Source organism: SAR202 cluster bacterium (genome assembly GCA_016872355.1).
GTDB lineage: Bacteria > Chloroflexota > Dehalococcoidia > Lucifugimonadales > VGZY01 > VGZY01.
In genome coordinates this window covers 1-20284 of the sequence record VGZY01000016.1, presented here as the reverse complement: position 1 = coordinate 20284, position 20284 = coordinate 1, and the positions used below count along the sequence as shown (strand labels likewise).

Genomic DNA, 20284 nt, shown 5'->3' with positions numbered 1-20284 from the left:
GGATGCTCCTGTTGGTCAGCTTTAATTCACGGATATATCGGCCTGGTTAGTCGACAATGAAGGCACCGCTGTTTTGTACACGCTCGTAAATCTTCTCGAACTCCGGCGAGCCGTCGTCCTTCCACAGGTGCGAGCGGTGGCCACGGATGCTAGCCTCTTCGCCGCCGATGAGCTGGCGGAGGCTGCTTACGCCGTATGCGGTGCGGCCGCCCGGGAGCACGACCACGTTGATGCAGCGCGGGGCGGGCGTCCTGGTATTCGCCGCCAGGCGGCGTATCGCCGCGTCGTCCACTTCCACGCCGAGGCCCGGCGCCTCCGGCACGCGTGAGAAGCCCTCTACCACCGGAATTTGAGCGGTTGTGATGTCATCGTCGTACTGGTCGTCCAGGTTTATAGAATGGCCGGTTGCCGTGGGCAGCACAGCCGCCATGTGCAGCGCGAGCGCCTTTCCGAGCGTGCCGCCAACGAGCTGAGTGATCACCTGAATGTTCGCGCGGCCGTAAGCCATTCCCTGGCTGAGCATCCCGCCCACGCCGTCCCATCCGCCGATCATGTAGATATCGGCGCAGCCCTGGAGGGCCTCCTGGATGCCGCCCAGCCTCGGCACCTGCATGGCGAGGGGGATGCGGCTCCGGCCGCGCAGCGAGCGCCAGCCCGCGTGGTCCGAGGCCGGCAGGGCGTCCTCGATGACGCCCACGATCGGGTGCTTGCTCTGAAGCTCCGCAATGATCGGCATTACGGTCCCCGCGGTGCGACCCGCCCCGTTAAAATCGTAGTGAATCCGAAATCCGGGAGGCGCGACCTCCTCGGCAGCGCGGGTCTGTTCGAAAATGTCATACATCTCCCCGGTGTGCATTTTGAACCACATGTAGCCCTGTGCGGCGGCGCGCTGTATCTCCTCCGCGAAGCCTTCCGGAGGCACGCGCCGGCTCCAGGCGCACATCGTCAGGCCCTCGCGTACTTTCTGCCCCATGAGCTTATACGCCGGCACCTCAAGGTACTTTCCCATCACGTCGTAAAGCGCCATGCCCACGGAGATGTCGGTTGTTGTGTTGAGGAAATCGAAGGGGTTTCGACCGATAAGGTACTCGAATTTTGAGAGTGGAGGTGCCGCGACCGGGAGGTCGTAGTCACCGTACCCCACTATGCCGTTATCGGTGGTTATCTTTGTCACCATCCGGGAGTCAACATCGTTCGAATTCGGGAGGTGCTTGAGGAGTCTGGTGTTGAACCTTGGCCTGATATGGAAAAGCTCGACGTTGACGATCTTCAAGGCGACCTTCCTGCTGGGGGATGTCTGTATTCGTCCCAACTCTATCACCGGCCCACAAGCGTGTCAAAGCAGCCGGTGCTGCACAATAACAGTGAATGCTGGTATCATTTGGCGAGCTTAAATCTACGGACCAGAAAGGTATCTGAATGGGAGAGAAGAAGTATCGAGTAGGCATGATCGGCGTGGGCCGCAAGGGCACCCAGCATGCCCGATGCTATGCGCTGAACCCGAAGTGCGAGATCGTTGCCGCAGCCGACAATGACAAGGAAAACCTGGACCTTTTCACGAGCAGGTTCAAGGTGCCGGGGTATTCCGATTACCGCGAGATGCTGAAGAAGGAGAAGATCGACATCGTCTCGCCGATCCTCCCGGTCCGCCCGAATGCCGAAGTCGTGATCGGCTGCACAGAGTTCGATGTCAAGGGCATCTTCTGCGAGAAGCCGATGGCCGTCAGCCTGGAAGAGGCCGACCGCATGGTAAACGCCGCGCGCAAGCGCAACATCCGCCTGGCAGGCGGCGACATGGACGCCAACCTGCCGGCGCACACGAAGGCGAAGGAGATTATCGACTCAGGCGAGCTGGGCGAGGTGCAGAGCATCACCTTCCACATGGGCGCCGGGAGTGAGATGTCCGGCGGCGGCTGCCAGTTGTTCACCCTCATGCGCATGTTCGCCAGCCAGGTGGACGTGGCATGGTCGATCGGCTGGGTGTCTGACGACCCATGGTCCGACCACGACCAGGGCGCGTCCGGCTACTTCCGCTTCGTCAACGGCGTCGAGGGCTTCATTACGCGCAAGCAGAACGCCCGCAACGGCTTCGAGGTGCTGTGCTCGAAGGGTGTGTACTCCAGCGACTACGCCTTCTCGCACATCTACAAGGTCAAGGAGGGCGTTACGCGGCCTGCATTCTCCGACCTCGTCGAGATCAAGGGCGTTCTGCCCGAGGGCAATATCTACGGCACCCGTTCCGCCGCGATGCAGTACGACGCCGACGGCTGGAAGTGGCCCGGCGACCGCAACATGGCGAGCGTCGCCAATTTCGTCGACGCGCTCGACGCGGGCAGGGACCCTGTGCACAGCGGCGACAACGGCCGCAAGATCCTGGAGATGGCGATCGGCCTGCGCGAGTCCGCCCGCAGGGGCCACGCGCCGGTGCAGTTCCCCATCCAGGACCGCAGCCTGCGCATCATCCCGCTCAACTGGCGCCTCGACAACAAGAAGCCCATCTACGGCCACGAGACGTATATGAAGCAGGTCCGAGGGCACAAGAAGGACTAGCAGCCGTAGTTGGTCGTAGGTAGTTAGTAATTGGCCAAACCAGGAGGGGCCTCGCAGACGCGAGGCCCCTCTTCTGTCTTGGCTTCTGGCTAACTACCTACGACCAACTACCTACTACTTTTTCCCCAGCGTGATCGGAACGTCCTTCATGAGGCCGGCCTCGTGCATTGCTACCCACTCTTTCATGAAGGTCTTGTTCCACTGGTCGGTGAGGGGGTGCTTCATCATGTCGCGGAAGATGGGCCAGAAGACGATTATGCCGTCCGCGCCGTCGCGGAGGCACTGGTAGGCTGTGTCCACGGAGCGGACGAGCGCGGCTGTCACGTACGGGCGGTTCTCCCAGCCCGCGAACATCTGGACGCACTCGCGGACCAGCTTCGTCGGGTCGCCGCCCATCTCCTTCACCGGCTCGCAGAACGGGAGAACGTGCGTCACCCCGGCCTGGGCCACAGCGGCCGCCTGGGGAAGCGAGAAGACCGTCGTGCAGTAGGTCTCGATCTCTTCCTCATCAAGCTGGCGGAAGACGTCGAGCGCCTCAACGGTGCACGGGACCTTGATGATGATCTGCTTCGACATTTTAGTGAAGCGGTGCGCGACGTCGATCAGCTCTTTCGTTGTCGTCCCGTCTATCTCGATGACGACAGGCTTGTCCGTGATGTCCAGGTAGCGCTTCACAACGTCCGTGATCTGCCCGTACTTCTTGACCATGTTGTTGAGCACAACAGTATTGGTCACGATGCCGGCCGCGCCGCGCGGCATCCACTCCTTCAGGTCCTCCGGGTCCCCGGCCAGCCAGATCGCCGGACCCCGCGCCATGCCCTGCCTGGTCTTCATCACCGGACCTGTGACGGGCTGCCTGGATATTCCATTGGTGCTTGCCGCTGCTGTCGCGGCTTTCCGAGTCGCCATTCGTCATTTCTCATTCCGCCATGCCCACATTGGGACGGCGCATGCTTCATTGGAGGTCTGTAACGCAGTCAAGTATGCCACATGAACGCGGCGTTCCGCTATCGCGTCGCCCGCCGGAGTCTGCGACCGCCGGGAGTGAGCCAGTACATGAAGGCGATTGCGATGCCGGCGACGAAGCCGCCGATATGGGCCCAGTAGGCTACGCCGTCCGTCTGCGCCGTCTCGACGCCGAAGGAGGCCACGCCGTAGATGAATTGCATGATGAACCAGAAGCCGATGAATATGAATGCCGAAACGGCGAAGTAAGGCCGGAAGAGGAGGTTGAGCGGCCCCAGAAAGACGAAGACCTTGACCTTGCCCGTCGGGTAGAAGACCAGGTAGGCGGCCAGCACGCCCGCGATTGCGCCGCTGGCCCCGATGCTGGGAATGGTGGACTGCGGGTCGAACGCGATGTGCGCCAGGCTGGCCAGGACGCCGGTGCCGAGGTAAAAGAGGATAAATACGAAGGGACCCATGCGGTCCTCCACGTTGTCGCCGAAGACCAGGAGGAACAGCATATTGCCGGCGATGTGCAGCAGGCCGCCGTGGAGAAACATCGCTGTGATCAGGGTCGTCAGGCCGCGGCCTTCCATGATCCCTGCAGGAACGACGCCGAATGTGACTATGAAGTCGTTCAGCCAGCCTTCGCCCTCGTTGAATAGCAGCGACACCTCGTACCCAAAGGCGATGATATTTATCAGTGCGAGGAGCACGCAGACTATCGGAAACCGGTGGCGGCCGTACTTCTCCCGCGTGCTGGTGGGCAGGAACATCCGCTTACTCTCTCCTTGTCGCGCCCGTCGAGTCATCATCGTGCGGCGCCGTGGCGGCGGCTATGACCGGCTCCGGCCCTGGCGCAGCAGGCGCAGCTTCGAAGTAGGGCGGCAGGTCGGTTGCCCTGGGCCAGTTCCGGATGACGAAATTCAGGAGAAACGGGAGCGATATCGCTATGAGCAGCGCGCCGGTGCCCGCGGCGTCCCTGATCTGCTCAAGGGCAAGCCCTGCCTCTTCCGCCGTGGGTGGGTCGGTGAAAGCGCTGATGACGCTCACGCTGAAGGCGAACCCGTTGAAGATGAAATGGCACACCATGGGAACAATCAGCGTGCGGGTCTTGATATACAGGATTGCCAGGATGAATCCGGCCATCGTGGCGCCGAAGGCCGCGCCGGGCGCGTTAAGCAGGTGGGCGAGTCCGAATATAATCGTCGACACGAACAGGGCCTTCCTGACGCCCCACTTGACCGTCCAGCGGTGCAGCAGCAATCCTCTGAACGCAAGCTCTTCGAGTAGAGGCGCAGCGACCATCAGTGAGAGGCCAAGGACGATTCCGTAGAGGATTGGAGTGCGCGTGTTCGCAGTCTCGCCGAGCAAACTGTCCTGAGTGGCCGCGCGGGCCAGGTCAGGAAACGCAAGGGACAGCACGAAGATGGCGACGATGGCCATTCCGGCGGCGAAGACGATCGCCGCGAAGATGAGCGCGATCGTGGACAGCCAGTTGAAGCCCGGAGGCACCCGCCCCATCAGTCGCCGCAGGCTCACCCTTTTCGACTTGACCGCGCAGAAAATCCAGAAGAATAGAGTGAGATTCACCCACTGGCCGACCGTCGCGGCGACAACCGTGGGGTCGTCCCGTTCCGCGCCTGTGAGGGCGGCAAGCCCCAGCCACAGGGTGATGGTAACGGGAGTCGCCAGCACTGCCATGATCAACAACGCGCGTGCCTTCACATCCGTGAACGGCGCCCACCGGCCGGCCGCTACAGCAGCTCCGGCGCTTTCCTGCGCCGGACCCGGGGCAATCCGCGTGGCCGCGCGCCCACAGGACATACAGAAGTTGGCGTTGGGCAGGAGGGTTGCTCCGCACGACATGCATGACTCGGGGCGCAGGCCGCTGCCGCACTTGATGCAGAAGTGCGCGTAAGCGGGGTTCGTGTTGCCGCAAGTCCGGCAGTACAAGGTGGCCTCAGGGTAAAGAATCAGGGCATCCAGCACTGGATGCCCTGAGATGGACTTACTTTAATTATAGCTGTTTACGGCTACGTTTTACCGGGGCCCTTTGCCTCCTGCGACTTCGCGGGGAGGTAGACTGACGCCCTGGCGTACAGAGAGTCCCAAAAAGGCCCCCAGGAAGAGGGCGAGGCCCAGCAGCGTCAGGAGGAAGCTTCTAAAGGCTATGCCGCCCACGAAGCCGTCAGCCATGGAGACGGCCATATCGAACCCCTTTCCGGCCGCCAGCTCCGCCGTGCCCACAAAATCGCCGCCGCCCGCCCTGATGTCCGCGAGCATGTCCGCCCGGGCCTGCTCGATTCGGGGACTGGCCAGTGCGCTATACACTGGCAGGAAGACAATGAAGGTGATTGCGGAGGTGACCATCAGGAATGCACCGGCCCAGGCTACGCGCATGGACCAGCGGCTACCGCCCCCGAGGAAGCCAATGATCGCCAGGAGGAGCAGGACCATAAAGAAAAGCAGGAATGTGCCCCAGGTCTTTGCAGACTTCAGGATGTTGCGTGCGTCATTGAAGCTTTGCGCCGTCTCCGGGTCATCTGCCTCCGCCAGGTCCGCCTGGAAGTCTACCTCAGTGTAGGTGAACCCGTTCTCCAGCCAGTCGCGGAATTCCGCGATCCTCTCCGCCGCGTCAGCTTCCGTTGTGTCCGACATTTCGGCGAAGTCCCGCGCCAGGTCGTTCTGGTCGTACGTGAAGCCCTCTTTGAACAACTTGCGGACGTGGTCAATCTGTTCCAGCGTCCCGACCGCGCCCGTTTGGGTGAGAGCGGACCGTATCTGGAATTCGCTGAAGGTGATTGTATTTGGGATATTACTGACGATGCTTCGGGCGACCAGATCGTCAAGGTCGATGCCAAGCATCGCGAGAATCTGCTGAGGGTCGGTCCCGGGCGGTACGCACCGGGGGAGGGCCAGTGAGCCGGGCTGCGCGCCGCCGCTCGCAAAGAATTCCTCAATAGTGGCGCAGCTGGGGATTCGGGCGAGGACCTCATTGGTCCTGGCCTCAACCAGCGCTGATATTTCAACCGCGGCGCGCTCTTTGCTTTCAGTAAGATCGATCTCGGTGGCGAAGGTTTCAACCCGGCCGCCGATGTACGGAGTGCTGTCGTCAATAATCGCTTCGGCCTGCTCCTGGACCCATTCGGGCGGCGCCACCCGGCGGAGGGCGTCCAGGACCTCTTCACGGGCGATCCTAATGCCCAGCGGCAAGTCTACAAAGTCTCCCAGGGACTCCACCAGCGTGGGCTCCACCGCCTGCCGGTAGACGATATCATAGGCGTCTGACTGAGCGAGGATAATCTTTGTCTCTTCAAGGGCTGCTTCAACCCTGTCGGAGAGGGGGACCGTGACCAGGAAGGAGTCTTCCTTGCCGGCAAGGTAGGGTGTGACCTCGTCGATCGCATTGTCCACCTGGGTCTCAACCCAGTCCGGCGGGACAATCTTTCGGAAGGAGGCCTTGAGCTGGTCACCGGTGACATCGATGCCGAGCGGCAGATCGCTTGAGGCCAGCTCTTCGAGCTTGGGATCGATCTGCTGGCTGTAGATTAGCTCGTATGCGTCCGCCTCGTGAATAAGCTCCTGCAATTCGTCAAGGACTTGCTCAACCCGCTCGCCAGGGTTGATAGTAAGTGTAAATGTGTCGCGCTCGCCGACCAGGTACTGGCCGAACTCGTCCAGCGACTCTTCAACCTGGGCCTGGACCCATTCCGGAGGAATGGCGTCGTTGACGGAGTCCAAAATCTGCGCAGTTTCCAGGCCTGTGGTGACAAGGAGGTTCTCGTCCATTCCTTCCGACGGTGGGAGCTCACGGGCTTCGTCAAGGGCGGAGGTTAGCAGATCGTTCGTTACGAAGTTGTAGATGTCCGCCTTGCGAAGCTCCTCTTTGTAGTAGGCGGGGTTCAAGAACGTTCTGTTCACCTGCATCCAGACGAGTGTGAGCAGGAGCAGCGCAAGCAAGACAATGCCGAACGGCAGCGATATTATCCGGCCTATCAATTTCATGGCCATTACTCTATGCCTCTCCGCCGCTAACCGCAATGCCTCATGCCAGCACGATAAGAATAGTGAATTGGGAATAGTGAATAGTGAATTGAAGAAGGGCAGAGGCGGCCGTTATTGACTTTGCGGGCGGGTGTCTATAGTCTCGCTTGTGATAACGAAGCTGAGGGTTGCACATATGGCTTCCAGGAACAAATTTGTGGTGCCCGGCGACCAGCCTGTCCAGATTCAGGGGTCGCCGCACATCGACCGGCTCAAGTCGCGCGGCGAGTTTGTGATGTACGCGGACCGGCCTGCGACAATGCAGGAGCAGCTTGATCGCGTGAAGGACGCAAACGTGATCCTCAACACGCGCGGCGCAGTTAAGTGGCCCGGGGAGGCCCTCAGGCGGCTGCCGAAGCTCAAGCTGATCGCAACATGCTCGATAGGCACGGACATGATCGATCTCAAGACGGCGAAAGAGCTCGGCATAACCGTCTGCAACCAGCCGGGCCGCACAGCGCCTCTGGTGGCGGAGCACGCCATCGCGCTCATGTTTGCCACGGCCAAGCGCGCGGCGTACTTCACAACGGAGCTCAAAGCCGGTCGCTGGACCAAGATGGACATGGTATACCTGCGCGGAAAGACGCTGGGCGTCATCGGCACCGGCAATATCGGCCGGGAAGTCGCCAAGCTGGGCGTTGCGCTCGGTATGAAAGTCATCGCCTGGACGTACAACCCGAGCCCCGAGCGGGAGCGCGAGATGGGGGTCAAGTTCGTGCAGATGGACGAACTTCTCCGCAACTCGGATGTCGTCAGCCTTAACGTGCGCCTCTCCGACCAGAGCCGCGGAATGATCGGCAAGCGCGAGCTTGCGATTATGAAAAAGGGGTCGATCCTCATCAACTGCGGGCGCGGGGACCTGGTGCAGACCGGCCCTCTGGTCGATGCCCTTAACTCCGGCCACCTGGCCGGCGCGGGGCTTGACGTGTTCGACCAGGAGCCCCTTCCGCCCAACCACCCGATTTTCGTCTGCCAGCAGGTAGTGCTCACCCCGCACTGCGCGGACCAGACGCCCGAGGGCGTTGAGCTGCTCAACGAGGGCGTGGTGGACAACGTGCTGGCATTCCTGGACGGCAAGCCGAAAAATGTCGTGGTGTAGGAGCCACCTAACCCTCTTATCCCTTCCCTGGGAGGGAAGGGAGGACGGAAGGAAACGGCGCTTCGCGCCGCCGGATTTGAACCCCTTCCCTCTCAGGGAAGGGGCAGGGGTTAGGTGGATCGAGGCCGTTGGACAGGAGTATCTATGCGTCCATCCCGACACGTAGTGCGCGGGCAGCCGGTCGAAGCGGGCAAGCTGGATTTGGCGAGGCAGATGAGGAGGCGTGCGACCCCAGAGGAGGAGTTACCGTGGGATCGGCTTCGCCGAAGTCAACTGGCTGGACTTCATTTCCGGCGTCAACAGGTCATCAAAGGGTTCATAGTTGATTTCTATTGCGACTCTGCAGGACTTGCGATAGAGGTAGACGGCGAAGCACATTCAGAGCGGCAAGAGTACGATGTTGAGCGGGATGCGATTTTGGCGCAATACGGCGTACTTGTCATCCGATTTGAAAATCACAGAGTGAGGGATGATATTGAAATGGTGCTGGCGCAGATAGTGAGTGTGGCCAAGAGTTGATGCTCCAATACGAGCGCGAATTTGAGCTAAACCGGCGGAACTGGAACGAGAGAACGGCGATACACTTGAAATCGCCGTTCTATGACGTTGCGGGGTTCAAAGCCGGCCGCAATACGCTCATGCCGATCGAGCTCGCGGAGCTGGGCAACATCGTGGGCACGCCCATTTTGCACCTTCAGTGCCACTTTGGGCTGGACACGCTTTCTTTGCAGCAGATGGGCGCGCATGCCACCGGCGTGGACTTCTCGGACGCGGCGATTGAGGCTGCGCGGGCGCTGGCCGAGGAGACCGGACTGAACGCCCGATTCATTCACTCCAACGTCTATGACCTGCCCAAAGTCCACAACGCGCGATACCCCCTCGTCTTCACCTCATACGGCGTCCTGTGCTGGCTACCGGATCTCACGCTATGGGCGCAGGTAATCGCGCATTTCCTTACGCCCGGCGGCACTTTCTACATGGTGGATGGTCATCCGTTCGGCGGCATGTTCGACGACTCCCGACAGGACGGCGAGCTGGTCGCGCGGTATCCCTATTTTCACGACCCGGCGGGTTCATTCGAGCCCGGCGGCTTTCCGTCATATACAAAGGACGCGGAGATAGTGCATTCGGGTGACCACGAGTGGTCACACAGCATCGGCGATGTGCTGAATTCACTCATCGGGGCGGGTCTTAGGATAGAATTTCTGCATGAATTCAACGTGAGCGCGTATCAACGCTTGCCACAGATGGTAAAGGGAGACGACGGGTGGTGGCGCCTCCCGGAAGGCCGGCTACAGATACCCTGCCTGTACTCTGTAAAGGCGACGAAGCCTCGTTGAATTGCTGTCACGATTAACTCCCGGAGCTTGCATGACCTTTCGAATTGCGTTGAAGTCCATACAGGAGAAGTGCGGTATTGCCGCGGTGATCGCACCGCCGGGTCGCGACGCCGCGCCGGTGGCGGCCGCGATGGGCGCGGAGCTAGTCCACCGGGGACAGGACGGCGGCGGCATGGCAGGAAAGCCGATGGGCCAGCCGTTCCGCGTCCACAAGGCTATCGGCACTTTCGATGCCATATTCCACTCCGCGGAGGTGCTTCAGCAGCTCGGCATCTCTGGTGAGATCGCAGTGTCGCACACCCGGTACCGCACGATGGGCCTGGCCGACGATGTATCTTACGCCCAGCCGGTGATTGTGACCGAGGCCGGCAGGACGCTCGTGGGCGGGCACAACGGTAATATCGCCAACTACGCAGACCTTCAAAAAGAACTGCCTTCGGGCGGGGACTACCTGGACAGCTACGGGAATGTGGACAGGGCCGGCAAACGGATGCCGCCGCTGGACAGCGAGATACTGTTCCGGCGGATCGCCCGGGCGGACGGCGCCACGTGGGCAGAGCGCATCGCAAACGGGCTGAAGGGCGCCGAGGGCGCGTACAGCCTGATCATCGCTACGGAGGAGGACGAGGTGTTCGCGCTCAGGGACCCATGGGGAATCAGGCCGCTCTCCTGGGGGAAAGCCAAAGGGTATTACCTCGTCGCCTCCGAGTCCTGCGTACTGGACTCACAGCGTGCAGTGGACCAGCACGAGATTCGCCCGGGGGAGATGTGGCGTTTCAGGCCGGGAGCGGAGCCGGAGCGGATTGAGCTCGCGAGCGGAAGGGAGAGGAAGTACTGCGACTTCGAGGACTGGTACTTCTCGTTCGGCCCCTCAGTCCGGAACGGCGTTGAGGTCGGCGCGATCCGCAAGCAGTGTGGCGTGGAGCTTGCGCGGGAGGAGGTGGAGTCCGGTCGCCTGGTGAACGCGGACATCGTTATCGGCGTTCCAGAGACCGGCCGGACCGGCGCGATAACCTTCGCCCGGGCGCTGGGACTGGACTACGACGACGGCATCTACAAGGGCCGATCCACCAAGCAGACGCGCCGGACCTTCATCGAGATGAGCGACCTTCTCCGGCAGCAGGGTGGAGAGCACAAGTACAAGCTCTCCCGCACGCTCCGCGACAAGGTTGTCTACGTGGTCGACGACTCTTCAGTGCGCCTCACGACATGGCGGATCCTGTTCCGCAACATGCGGGAGTTCTTTGGGGTGCGGGAAATCCACGCGCGAAGCCTGGCGCCCAAGTTCATCCGCCCCTGCGTGCTGGGCGTGAACATCAACGAGCGCGAAGAGCTGGGTGCGGTGGAGAAGCGGGACGGCGCGTGGCGCGTGCGCTCGGACGAGTCGATCGCCCGGAGGGTGGGCGCGGACTCGGTCGCGTTCCTCTCAATGGCCGGCCGTGCCGCCGTGCGGAGCCACTTCGAGGAGGCGCCGGAGGCCTTCTGCGGCTACTGCCACGGGGACGACGGCCCGCCGTTCGACTTCAACCGCTACGACCCGGAGAAGCGGCTGGAGCAGTATTCACCGGCGGACGCGCCGGCCCGGAGACCATAACAGGGGGTGCGCAATGACCATTGTTCGCAACAACCATTCGGCAATCTATCCGGCCGGCCCAACCTACGTGCGGGCGATCAGGGCGGGTAACACGCTCTATCTTTCCGGCGTGACCGCGCGTTATTCCAAGGCCGACGGCGGGCCGCCGATGGAGCAGTTGCGTGTGTGCCTGGAGAGGATCACGCGCGTCGTTGAGGCCGAGGGCGGCACGTCCGCGAATATCGTGATGCTCACGACGTACCTCGTGAACATGAAGGACTATTGGCCGATCGACGACACGCAAAAAGCGATATGGGACGAGTTCTTCCCCCGGCAGCAATACCCAACGAATTCATACGTAGAGGTCCGAGCCCTCGCGGAGCCCGGCCTGCACATAGAGATCACCGCGCAGGCGGTGCTTGGCAGTTAGAAGTTAGGAGTTAGCAGTTGGATGTTAGAAGCTGGACGTTGGTCAAGGTATGGAGGACTGGGAGGTTGGCGCGGGCTGCTCCGTTAACTTCTCCAGCGCAGCCTTGAAGGCGTCCGGGTTCTCCGCGGACCACGCCTGCTTCATCAGGATGAAGTTGTCCGGGTCTTTCGCGAGGCCGTCGCGCCAGATGGCGATCGCCTCTTCGCGTCTCCCGGCGCGGAAGGCTTCAAGTCCCTTCAAATAGACCGCGTGTCCGTCGTACACCTCTTTACCCACGGGGGCGGACGGCGGCAGCCCCTCCGCGATGGGAGGCCGGCCGGCGAGCCAGCGCTCGATGACCGCTGCGGACTCCGCCTTGCGGATGTCGAACCCCTTGTGCTGCTTGAACCGCACTACGCCGCTCTCGTCAACCAGGTAGCAGGTGGGCACCGCCTTTAGGCCGTACAACTCCGTCAGAGTGTTGCGCACGTCCACCACAGTCTTGAAAGTGGTCTTCGCCCACGTAATGAAAGGAGTCACGCGGAACGGCCCTTCGGAGTCCATCGACACACCGAGTACTTCGAGACCCTGCCCGGCGTGCTGGTTGTAGAGCTCCTGCCACGCGGGGAGCTGGTTGCGGCAGCCGCACCAGGAGCCCCACACGAAGATGGCGAGCTTCTTGCCGCGGTAGCTGGACAGGCTGACGGGCGCGCCATCAGTGTCCGGCAGGGTGAAATCCGGGGCGAGGTCTCCCGCTTCGATGATCTTGCGAGTGGTGGTCATGGGTACTCCGTGTGGGTTTGGCTGGTTGGATGCCCGCCGCCGTCGTTCCGGTTCAGCAAACACAGCCAACGTTGCGGAAGTCGTGCTTCACCTTGCCGTCGCGGACCATCACCGGCGTGATGCGCTCGCCGCCGGTGATGCGCTCGATCTCTTCCCACATTTCGGGCCGGCGCGAGAGGTTTATCTCCTCGAATGGCGTACCTTCGGCGCGCAGCTCTCCCTTGAGCTTGCGCGAGTAGTGGCAGTCAGGGTGCGTGTAGACCACAACAGCAGTGCGTGTCGTCATGGCGCCGGCCTCACCGGCAGGACGATGTGCGACAGCCTTGCAGCGTCGTGGTAAACGGTCTGGTGGGCGGTGATTAGCGTGGACTCCGAGTAGTCGTTGCCGCCTGTGTTGTGGTTGCGGTCGAAGTTGGGGAAGTCCGAGCTCGATATGTCCACGCGGATGCGGTGGCCGGGCCTGAACAGGTTCGCGGTCGGGTTCACTTGGATGGTGTACTCGTACACCTTGCCGGGCGCAAGCAAGGACGGCTCCGTGTACGATTCCCGATAGCGGGCGCGGACGATGCCGTAGCACAGCTCCTGTGCGAAGCCGGACGGCCACACGTCGATCAGCTTGACCGTGAAGTCGGTGTCACGCGCCGACGTGGCGGCGAAGAGTTTTACTAACACCGGGCCGGCAACCTCCACCGCCCGCTCCAGCGGCGGCGTGGCGTAGACGAGCACATCGCTGCGGTCGTCGAGCGCGCGCTGGTCGCGTGGCTCCTGCTGCCCGGGGGGCGAATAGAGCGTCATAACGGGATCGCGCGGGTCGTAGTCGTAACGGTCGGGCTGCTCGGCCTCCGGCGCGCTGACCGAGAGCGAGCCGTCGCCGAAGGGCGTGTTTGCGTTGCCTCTGCTGTGCAAGTAGTACGGCGTGTACTTTGTGCCGGGCAGGGGCCAGGTATCGGACGTCCTCCAAGTATTCGCGCCCATGACGAATTAGCGCACGTGCGGCCAATCGGCCACCGCCGTCTTCTCGCTTTTGAGCCACTTCCCGAACCAGTGGTCGGCGATCTCGTAGTAGTCCAGCTCCGCCTCAGGGCCGAAGTCTACGTCGCCCGTCTTGCGCGCAAGGCTGTGGCTGACGTGCGTCCACGGGCCGATGACCAGGTACTGGTTATCGGCCCGTGTGGGCTGTCATGCCGTTCTTCACCATGCCGGTGAAGTTCTTGATTGTGCCTATCTGCTGGTCGTACCAGCCCGTCGTGTGCAGTGCGGGCACGTCCACCTGGGGATGCGCCTTCTCGAAGCCGAGATGGTCCGTGGTGTGGTCCTGCAGCCACCGGCGCCAGTGCTTACCCATGCCGGGCATCGCGTAGTCCGGTATTTCCATCAGGGGCAGGTACCAGAGCCACTTGCTGCGCTCTTTGGACGCCCAGAGCGCCACCGCGTGGTCCTCGGTGTACGGGCCATACGGCAGATTCTGCCTGCGCCGCTCTTCCGGCGCGAACGTGTTCATCGTCCACCACAGGACGCGGCCCAGGCTCAGGACGCCGCCCATTTCGCGGTCGAGCAGATCGGCGCAGATCGCCTGCGGCAGCATCGCCTCGAGGTGAGGAGGGCGCGTCTTTGCCAGCTCCCACTGCGTCCACCCTGCATACGAGCCGCCGATGGTGCCCACGCTGCCGTTCGACCACGGCAACGCCGCGGCCCATTCCACGGTGTCGTAGCCGTCGTCGGCATCGCACGTGTCGGAGCTATAGAAGCCTGGCTTGAATTCGCCGTCGGACGCGAAACGGCCGCGCACGTCTTGCAGCACGACCACGTAGCCGCGCTCAGCAAGTTTCGGCGCCTTTTCCACATAGGTGTTTCGCGTAGTGCTTTAGGGAGTGCGGTCGAGGAGGACGGGGAACCTGCCGGGCGCGTCCGGGCGGTGCACGTCGGCGCGCAGGACCGTGCCGTCCCGCATGATGGCAGGGAGGCCTTTTTCGACGATTGTGCGGTAGGTCATTCTCGTCATCCGGCGCTACCTTGTGAACAGCGAGGGCCGGTCTCAGACCCACCCCTACCGATGAAAACGTCTTTGCTTACTGTTTAACCGTACCCCGTACTCTATATCCCGTACCCTATGCCCCTTCACGCGCACATCGGGTCGTTCGGGTCCCAGCGGCGGAAGTTGGGGGTTCCGCCCTCGGCGAGGGCGCGGCGGGCCTCCAGCCACTTCGCCTCCCACACCTTCCAGTCGCGGAGCTCCGACCCGGGATGGGCCCGGCTGCGGGCGACGAAGCCGGGGAAGGCGGCGCGGCCGGTCGGATGGCCGATGGGCTGGTAGCGGAGGTCGAAACTCCATCGGATATCCCTGCTGACGTTCTCCAGCGAAGCGTGCTTGGTGAACTTCGTCATGAAGAGCACATCGCCTGGACTCATCGGAAGCGGGAGTGTGTTTGGGCCGATGCGTTCGTCGGGGATGCCCAGCCTCTTTTCCGTCATGCAGTGCAGGTCCAGCCCCTCCTTATGGCTCTTCGGCACGACGGTGAGGCAGCCATTCTCAACAGTGGCCTCGGTGACCGGAAGCCAGACCGTGAGTATGTTGGAGTTGTCGGAATCGGACTGAATGACGCCCTGGTCCTGGTGCCAGAAAGTGCGCCCGACGATTGTGTTGTCTTTTAGCTCCTGCGGCAGGACGTCTTGAGGGGGTTTGATCCTCACATGCTGGACCGGGTTGGAGTAAATCTCGGGGCCGACGAACATCTGGGCGACGTCCAGCAGCTTCTTGTTGCGGAGCAAGTTGAAGACCGCAGGGCCGCAGTGGATTCCACTGTCGTGCGCGATGGCCTTTAGAGGGAGGGAAATGTCCAGGTGCTGGTAGTAGCTGCCCTTCGTTTCGATGGCGATTTTCGTCACTTTTGGGCCGAACGGCATGCCGGCAAAGTCACTGGAAAGCTTGCCTTCCCTGTGCCACTGCTTCGCGAGGCGGTCGAGGAGCGCTTCATACTCGTCGTAGACCGGCTGGAGATCGGTCTTCGGGTCCAGCAGGCCGCGGTAGACGTAGTAGCCATCGTCGTTGAACTGGTCCACGATGCGGTTCTTCTCGGCGACTACCATGGTGCTTGCCCTCCTGGACTCATTAACCGTCCGCTTTGTTGCCATTAGATGACATTGACACGAAGGGCGACGGAATTCCGTCGCCCTTCGTCTATCGCGCTATTCTACGTCTCGAGCAGGAGCCGTGCCGGGTCCTCCAGAAGCTCCTTCACCCTCACAAGGAATCTGACTGCCTCGCTGCCGTCCACGACGCGATGGTCGTACGTGACCGCGAGGTACATCATTGGCCGGATGACCACCTGGCCGTTGACCGCTGCGGGGCGCTCCTTGATGCCGTGCATCCCCAGGATGCCCACCTGCGGGGGCGTGAGCGTCGGCGTGGACATCAGCGAGCCGAACACGCCGCCGTTTGTGATAGTGAACGTTGCGCCTGTCAGGTCTTCGATGGTGAGCTTGCGCTCCTTGGTCTTTGCAACGAGCTCGGCGATTCCCGCCTCTATCTGCGCGAAGGTGCGCTTGTCGGCGTCGCGCAGGACCGGCACCACAAGCCCGTCCTCGGAGCCGACGGCGATGCCGATGTCGTAGTACTTTTTCAGCACCAGCTCATCCTCGGCGAGCTCGGAGTTCATCCACGGGTGGGCCTTGAGGCCGCCGACGACCGCCTTCACGAAGAACGGCATGAAGCCCAGGTCGGTGTTGTTGTTGCGCTTCTTAAACTCTTCCCGGCGCGCCTTGCGCAGCTCCATGATCGCGCCCATGTCCACCTCGTTGAAGGTGGTGGTCATCGCGGCGATATGGTGCGCCTCCACGAGCTTCTTCGCCGTGGTCTGGCGGCGGCGCGAGAGCTTGATGCGCTCCTCGACGCGCCCGGACTGCGAACGTGTTACGACGGGAGCGGGCTTCGCTGCCGCCGGCGCTGCACCAGGGGCCTGCGGCCTCGCCGGGGCCTCGGGGGCCTTCGCGGGCGCGGCGGGCGCGGCCTTTGCCTTCGCTGCTGCCTCAACGTCTTCTCGGGAAATCTTTCCGCCGGGGTCTGTTCCCTTGACGGTCTTCAGGTCTACTCCCAGCTTCTCAGCAAGGTTCCGCGCTACCGGGGTCGCCTTGACGCCGTCTTCAGCAGCTTCCTTGGCGGGGGCAGCCTCCTTCGCGGCGGGCTGGCCATTGGATGCGGGAGCGGCGGCGCCTGCGCCTGCTACGATCTTGCCCAGCACGGACCCGACCTTCACGTTCTCGCCGGTCTTGAGAAGGACCTCAACAGTGCCCTCGGCCGGGGCCGCGACTTCGACGTTCACCTTGTCTGTCTCCAGCTCCACCACCGCCTCACCCGCAGCAACCTTGTCGCCCTGTCGCTTCAGCCACTTGCCGACAGTGGCCTCCACGATGGACTCGCCCATTTCTGGGACTTTGATCTCAACGGACATGCTTCACCATTCCTGCGGAAGTTGTGATGAGGCCGGCATCAAGGAGGGCCTCGCGGATAATTCGTGCCTGTTCATTCTTGTGGTCGCCGGACGAGCCCTCCGCGTGGCTGGCGCGGGCCGGGCGGCCCACGTATCGGAGCGAAACGCCATGCTTCAGGAGGGGGAATATGCGCGGCATTACGGACGGGGCCGCGCCGCGGTTCTCCGGCTCCTCCTGCGTCCAGAGGACTTCTTTTGCTTTTGCGTACTGGGAGAGCACCTGGCCAAGACGCTCGGCAGGGAATGGGTAGAGCCCTTCGATTCTGACGATGGCGACGTTGCTCGCCTTCTGGTACTCCTCGCTCGTGATCATGTCCACGTACACCTTGCCGGTGCAGAGGACGATACGGCGGACCTTCTCAATGCTCTCCCGCGCCCTCGCGTCGTCGATAACGGTCTGGAAATGGCCCTCTGCGAGGTCGGTGATGCTGGACTGGGCCATCGGGTGTCGCAGCAGGCTCTTGGCGGTCATTACCACCAGTGGCCTGCGCTCCCCGCCCAGGCTCTTCGCCTGGCGGCGGAGGAGGTGGAAGTACTGAGATGCGTTGGTGGGGTAGGCCACCTGGATGTTGTCCTCGGCGGCCACCTGCAGGAACCGCTCCAGGAAAGCGCTGGAGTGGTCAGGGCCCTGACCTTCGTATCCGTGCGGGAGCAGCATCACAATGCTAGACTGCTTGCCCCACTTGGCGTGGGCGGAGGAGATGAACTCGTCTATGACCGATTGCGCGTTGTTCACGAAGTCCCCGAACTGCGCCTCCCACAGGACCAGCGTCTCGGGCGAAGAGACGGAGTAGCCGTACTCGTAAGCGAGGACGGAAGCCTCCGAAAGAGGACTGTTGTGGATTGCGAACGTCGCGTTTGTGCTGGGGAACGTCTGCAGAGGCACGAGCCTCGCGTCGGTCTTCACATCGTGCAGGACCGCGTGGCGCTGGCTGAAGGTGCCTCGCTCTATGTCCTGGCCGGTCATCCGGATGGGCGTGCCATCGGCGAGGATTGAGGCGAAGCTCAGCGCCTCGCCGTGCGCCCAGTCGATCTTCGCCGCCCCGTCCAGCGCTTCCCGGCGCCTCTGGAACGGCCTGTCCAGCTTGGGGTTCAGCGCGAACCCCTCAGGGAAGGTGTTTATTTCCTTATTGATGGCCGCCAGCTCGTCAGCGGGCACGGCCGTAGGCTGCGCCGCCGGGGGCTGCGCGGGCTCCACCCCGTTCACGTGTGCCGACGGCGAGGCATGGTCGTCGGTCTTGGCCTCGCGCACCGCGTCCAGCGCCGACTGCAGTCGGGACTTCATTTCGGCGGCGAGCGCCTCAACCTTTTCTTGAGTCGCGACGCCTTCCTTCACCAGCCTCTCGGCCCACAGCGCCTTCACGGTCGGGTGCGTGCGGATAGCCTCGTACATGACCGGCTGTGTGAAAGTGGGCTCATCGCCCTCGTTATGGCCGAAGCGGCGATAGCCCACCAGATCGATTACGAAGTCCTTGTGGAACTTCTGCCGGTAGGCGAACGCCAGCCGGGCGGCGCTGATACAGGCCTCAACATCGTCCGCGTTGACGTGGACGATAGGCAGGTCATAGCCGCGCGCCATGTCGGAGCAATAGATGGTGGACTGCGTCTGGGACGGCTCCGTGGTGAAGCCGACCTGGTTGTTTATGATGATATGGATACTGCCGCCGATCCTGTAACCTTCCAGCCCGGCGAGGTTAAACGTCTCTGCGACGATTCCCTGGCCGGCGAAGGCGGCGTCTCCGTGCATGATTATGCCCATTGCCGCGTCCGGGTTCAGGTGCGGCAAGCCGACATTGCCGTTCTTCTCGTGCCGTGAGCGCACTGCGCCGAGAACAACGGGACCCACTATTTCGAGGTGGCTCGGGTTGGGCGACAGCTGAAGGAAGATCTCACCGTGGCTGGGCGTAGGCACTCGGTTCTTCGCCCCAAGGTGGTATTTCACGTCCCGCATGCGGCCGATCTCGACGTCCTCGATCCTGCCCTCCTGGACGAAGTGCTTGTCAAGGAAGCCGGACATTATCTTTTCATACGGCTTGTCCAGGATGTGCGCCAGCACGTTCAGGCGGCCGCGATGGGCCATGCCCATGTGCAACGCCCGCAGGTCAGAGTGGGCCGCGCTGAAAACGATGTCATCGAGAATGGGGATGAGCGCCTCATTGCCCTCGAGAGAGAACCATTTCTGGCCCGGGAAGCTGGAATGGAGGAACTGCTCGAAGACCTCCGCCTGGGTGAGCTGCTCAAGCTGGCTCAGCTTGGCCTGGGGGTCCAGGTTAGCCCTGTACTGGCCGGACTCGAAAGCCGACTGGAGCCAGAACCGCTCCTCAGAGCTGCGGATGTGGCCGTACTCGTAGCCTGTTGTTCCGCAGTAAACGGACTTCAGGCGCGAGACAACCTCGGCGGCCGAGGCTGCGCCTTTCGCAAGCGGGCTCGGGACCATATCGGCCGGGAGCCCCTTCATCTCCGCCTCGGTGATCTTGCGGCTGCTGTCCGCGATGAGGCTCGCGTCCTTCTTGCGGAGGTCCAGCGGGTCAATGGACGCGTTGAGATGCCCGTAGTGACGGACCGCCTCCACGAGTCCCAGGAGCCGCAGGTCCTGGTCATCGAAAACGCGGACCTCGACCTTCTCCCTGGAGGCCGAATCCCTGCCGACTGTCCGGGCGGACGTCTTTTCTTCCAGCTCCGGGGTCCGATTCGCAAATAGAGCTCGGTACTCAGGGGCTACCGAGTTGGGGTCCTTCAGGTACATCTCATACTGTTCAACGACGTACCCAAAATTGGGCCCCGAGAACTTCGTCAGATCACTCATACTCCCCCCTACCTAGAGTAGGTCCACCTGGGCCGCATTCAGGGCGCGCAAATGCGGCCCACCGAATGGCGGCTTTATACGCCTAACAGTATAAGGGAAACGGGTAGCAAAGGCTAGGCAGGGTTTGCATTGGTGCAGTGATAGTGTCAGGGGTTAAGGGAGCAGTGAAAATGTCAGTCTATGAAAGAACTGACAATGAGCGAGAGAGAGGCTAAACGAACGGTAGTGTTGAACGCTGTCCTTGA

General features: G+C 62.2%; 18 protein-coding genes. 6 read left to right on the top strand and 12 right to left on the bottom strand.

What is annotated here, in order from left to right; genetic code table 11:
- Positions 1–46: 46 nt before the first annotated feature.
- Complete coding sequence (locus FJ319_05435; protein MBM3933731.1) at positions 47–1273, bottom strand: hypothetical protein; 1227 nt, start codon at positions 1271–1273, stop codon at positions 47–49.
- A gap of 146 nt (positions 1274–1419) precedes the next feature.
- On the opposite strand from FJ319_05435, the gene FJ319_05430 reads away from it, so the two are divergent.
- The gene (locus tag FJ319_05430; GenBank protein MBM3933730.1) at positions 1420–2550 is read left to right on the top strand and encodes a Gfo/Idh/MocA family oxidoreductase; all 1131 of its coding nucleotides are present in this window, start codon (positions 1420–1422) and stop codon (positions 2548–2550) included.
- A gap of 114 nt (positions 2551–2664) precedes the next feature.
- Here FJ319_05430 and FJ319_05425 read toward each other — a convergent pair whose 3' ends face one another.
- From FJ319_05425 to FJ319_05410, 4 genes are all read right to left on the bottom strand, one after another.
- The gene (locus FJ319_05425) at positions 2665–3459 is read right to left on the bottom strand and encodes a hypothetical protein (protein MBM3933729.1); all 795 of its coding nucleotides are present in this window, start codon (positions 3457–3459) and stop codon (positions 2665–2667) included.
- Between the two features lie 98 nt (positions 3460–3557).
- Complete coding sequence (locus tag FJ319_05420) at positions 3558–4310, bottom strand: rhomboid family intramembrane serine protease (protein MBM3933728.1); 753 nt, start codon at positions 4308–4310, stop codon at positions 3558–3560.
- Complete coding sequence (locus FJ319_05415; protein MBM3933727.1) at positions 4276–5451, bottom strand: CPBP family intramembrane metalloprotease; 1176 nt, start codon at positions 5449–5451, stop codon at positions 4276–4278. Before FJ319_05415 ends, FJ319_05420 begins: the two co-directional genes overlap by 35 nt.
- 87 nt (positions 5452–5538) lie before the next feature.
- A complete protein-coding gene (locus FJ319_05410) occupies positions 5539–7509 on the bottom strand; it encodes a hypothetical protein (GenBank protein MBM3933726.1) in 1971 nt (656 codons plus the stop codon).
- 169 nt (positions 7510–7678) lie between these two features.
- Here FJ319_05410 and FJ319_05405 point away from each other — a divergent pair, with 169 nt between their 5' ends.
- The 5 genes from FJ319_05405 to FJ319_05385 all read left to right on the top strand — a co-directional run bounded on the left by FJ319_05405 (position 7679) and on the right by FJ319_05385 (position 11984).
- Positions 7679–8641, top strand: coding sequence for a 3-phosphoglycerate dehydrogenase (locus tag FJ319_05405; protein ID MBM3933725.1), 963 nt, complete (start codon positions 7679–7681; stop codon positions 8639–8641).
- Between the two features lie 144 nt (positions 8642–8785).
- Entirely contained in the window at positions 8786–9160 is a 375-nt protein-coding gene (locus tag FJ319_05400; protein ID MBM3933724.1) for an endonuclease domain-containing protein, read from the top strand.
- Positions 9160–9981, top strand: a complete 822-nt coding sequence (locus FJ319_05395; protein MBM3933723.1) for a class I SAM-dependent methyltransferase — start codon at positions 9160–9162, stop codon at positions 9979–9981. The genes FJ319_05400 and FJ319_05395 overlap by 1 nt, the downstream gene beginning before the upstream one ends.
- Positions 9982–10012: 31 nt before the next feature.
- Positions 10013–11575: a hypothetical protein gene (locus FJ319_05390; GenBank protein ID MBM3933722.1), complete on the top strand. Its 1563-nt coding sequence runs from the start codon at positions 10013–10015 to the stop codon at positions 11573–11575.
- Between the two features lie 13 nt (positions 11576–11588).
- Complete coding sequence (locus tag FJ319_05385) at positions 11589–11984, top strand: RidA family protein (GenBank protein ID MBM3933721.1); 396 nt, start codon at positions 11589–11591, stop codon at positions 11982–11984.
- A 42-nt stretch (positions 11985–12026) separates the two neighbouring features.
- Here FJ319_05385 and FJ319_05380 read toward each other — a convergent pair whose 3' ends face one another.
- From FJ319_05380 to FJ319_05350, 7 genes are all read right to left on the bottom strand, one after another.
- Positions 12027–12746 (bottom strand): redoxin domain-containing protein, encoded by a 720-nt coding sequence (locus tag FJ319_05380; GenBank protein MBM3933720.1) that lies wholly within the window; start codon positions 12744–12746, stop codon positions 12027–12029.
- 52 nt (positions 12747–12798) lie between these two features.
- Entirely contained in the window at positions 12799–13032 is a 234-nt protein-coding gene (locus FJ319_05375) for a glutaredoxin family protein (protein ID MBM3933719.1), read from the bottom strand.
- On the bottom strand, positions 13029–13721 hold the full coding sequence (locus FJ319_05370; protein MBM3933718.1) for a CocE/NonD family hydrolase: 693 nt from the start codon (positions 13719–13721) through the stop codon (positions 13029–13031). Before FJ319_05370 ends, FJ319_05375 begins: the two co-directional genes overlap by 4 nt.
- Positions 13722–13905: 184 nt before the next feature.
- Positions 13906–14589: a CocE/NonD family hydrolase gene (locus FJ319_05365; GenBank protein ID MBM3933717.1), complete on the bottom strand. Its 684-nt coding sequence runs from the start codon at positions 14587–14589 to the stop codon at positions 13906–13908.
- Positions 14590–14864: 275 nt separating this feature from the next.
- Positions 14865–15878: a phytanoyl-CoA dioxygenase family protein gene (locus FJ319_05360; GenBank protein ID MBM3933716.1), complete on the bottom strand. Its 1014-nt coding sequence runs from the start codon at positions 15876–15878 to the stop codon at positions 14865–14867.
- Positions 15879–15937: 59 nt separating this feature from the next.
- Positions 15938–17194, bottom strand: coding sequence for a 2-oxoglutarate dehydrogenase complex dihydrolipoyllysine-residue succinyltransferase (gene odhB / locus FJ319_05355; GenBank protein ID MBM3933715.1), 1257 nt, complete (start codon positions 17192–17194; stop codon positions 15938–15940).
- Positions 17184–20039, bottom strand: a complete 2856-nt coding sequence (locus FJ319_05350; GenBank protein MBM3933714.1) for a 2-oxoglutarate dehydrogenase E1 component — start codon at positions 20037–20039, stop codon at positions 17184–17186. The genes odhB and FJ319_05350 overlap by 11 nt, the downstream gene beginning before the upstream one ends.
- Between the last annotated feature and the right edge of the window lie 245 nt (positions 20040–20284).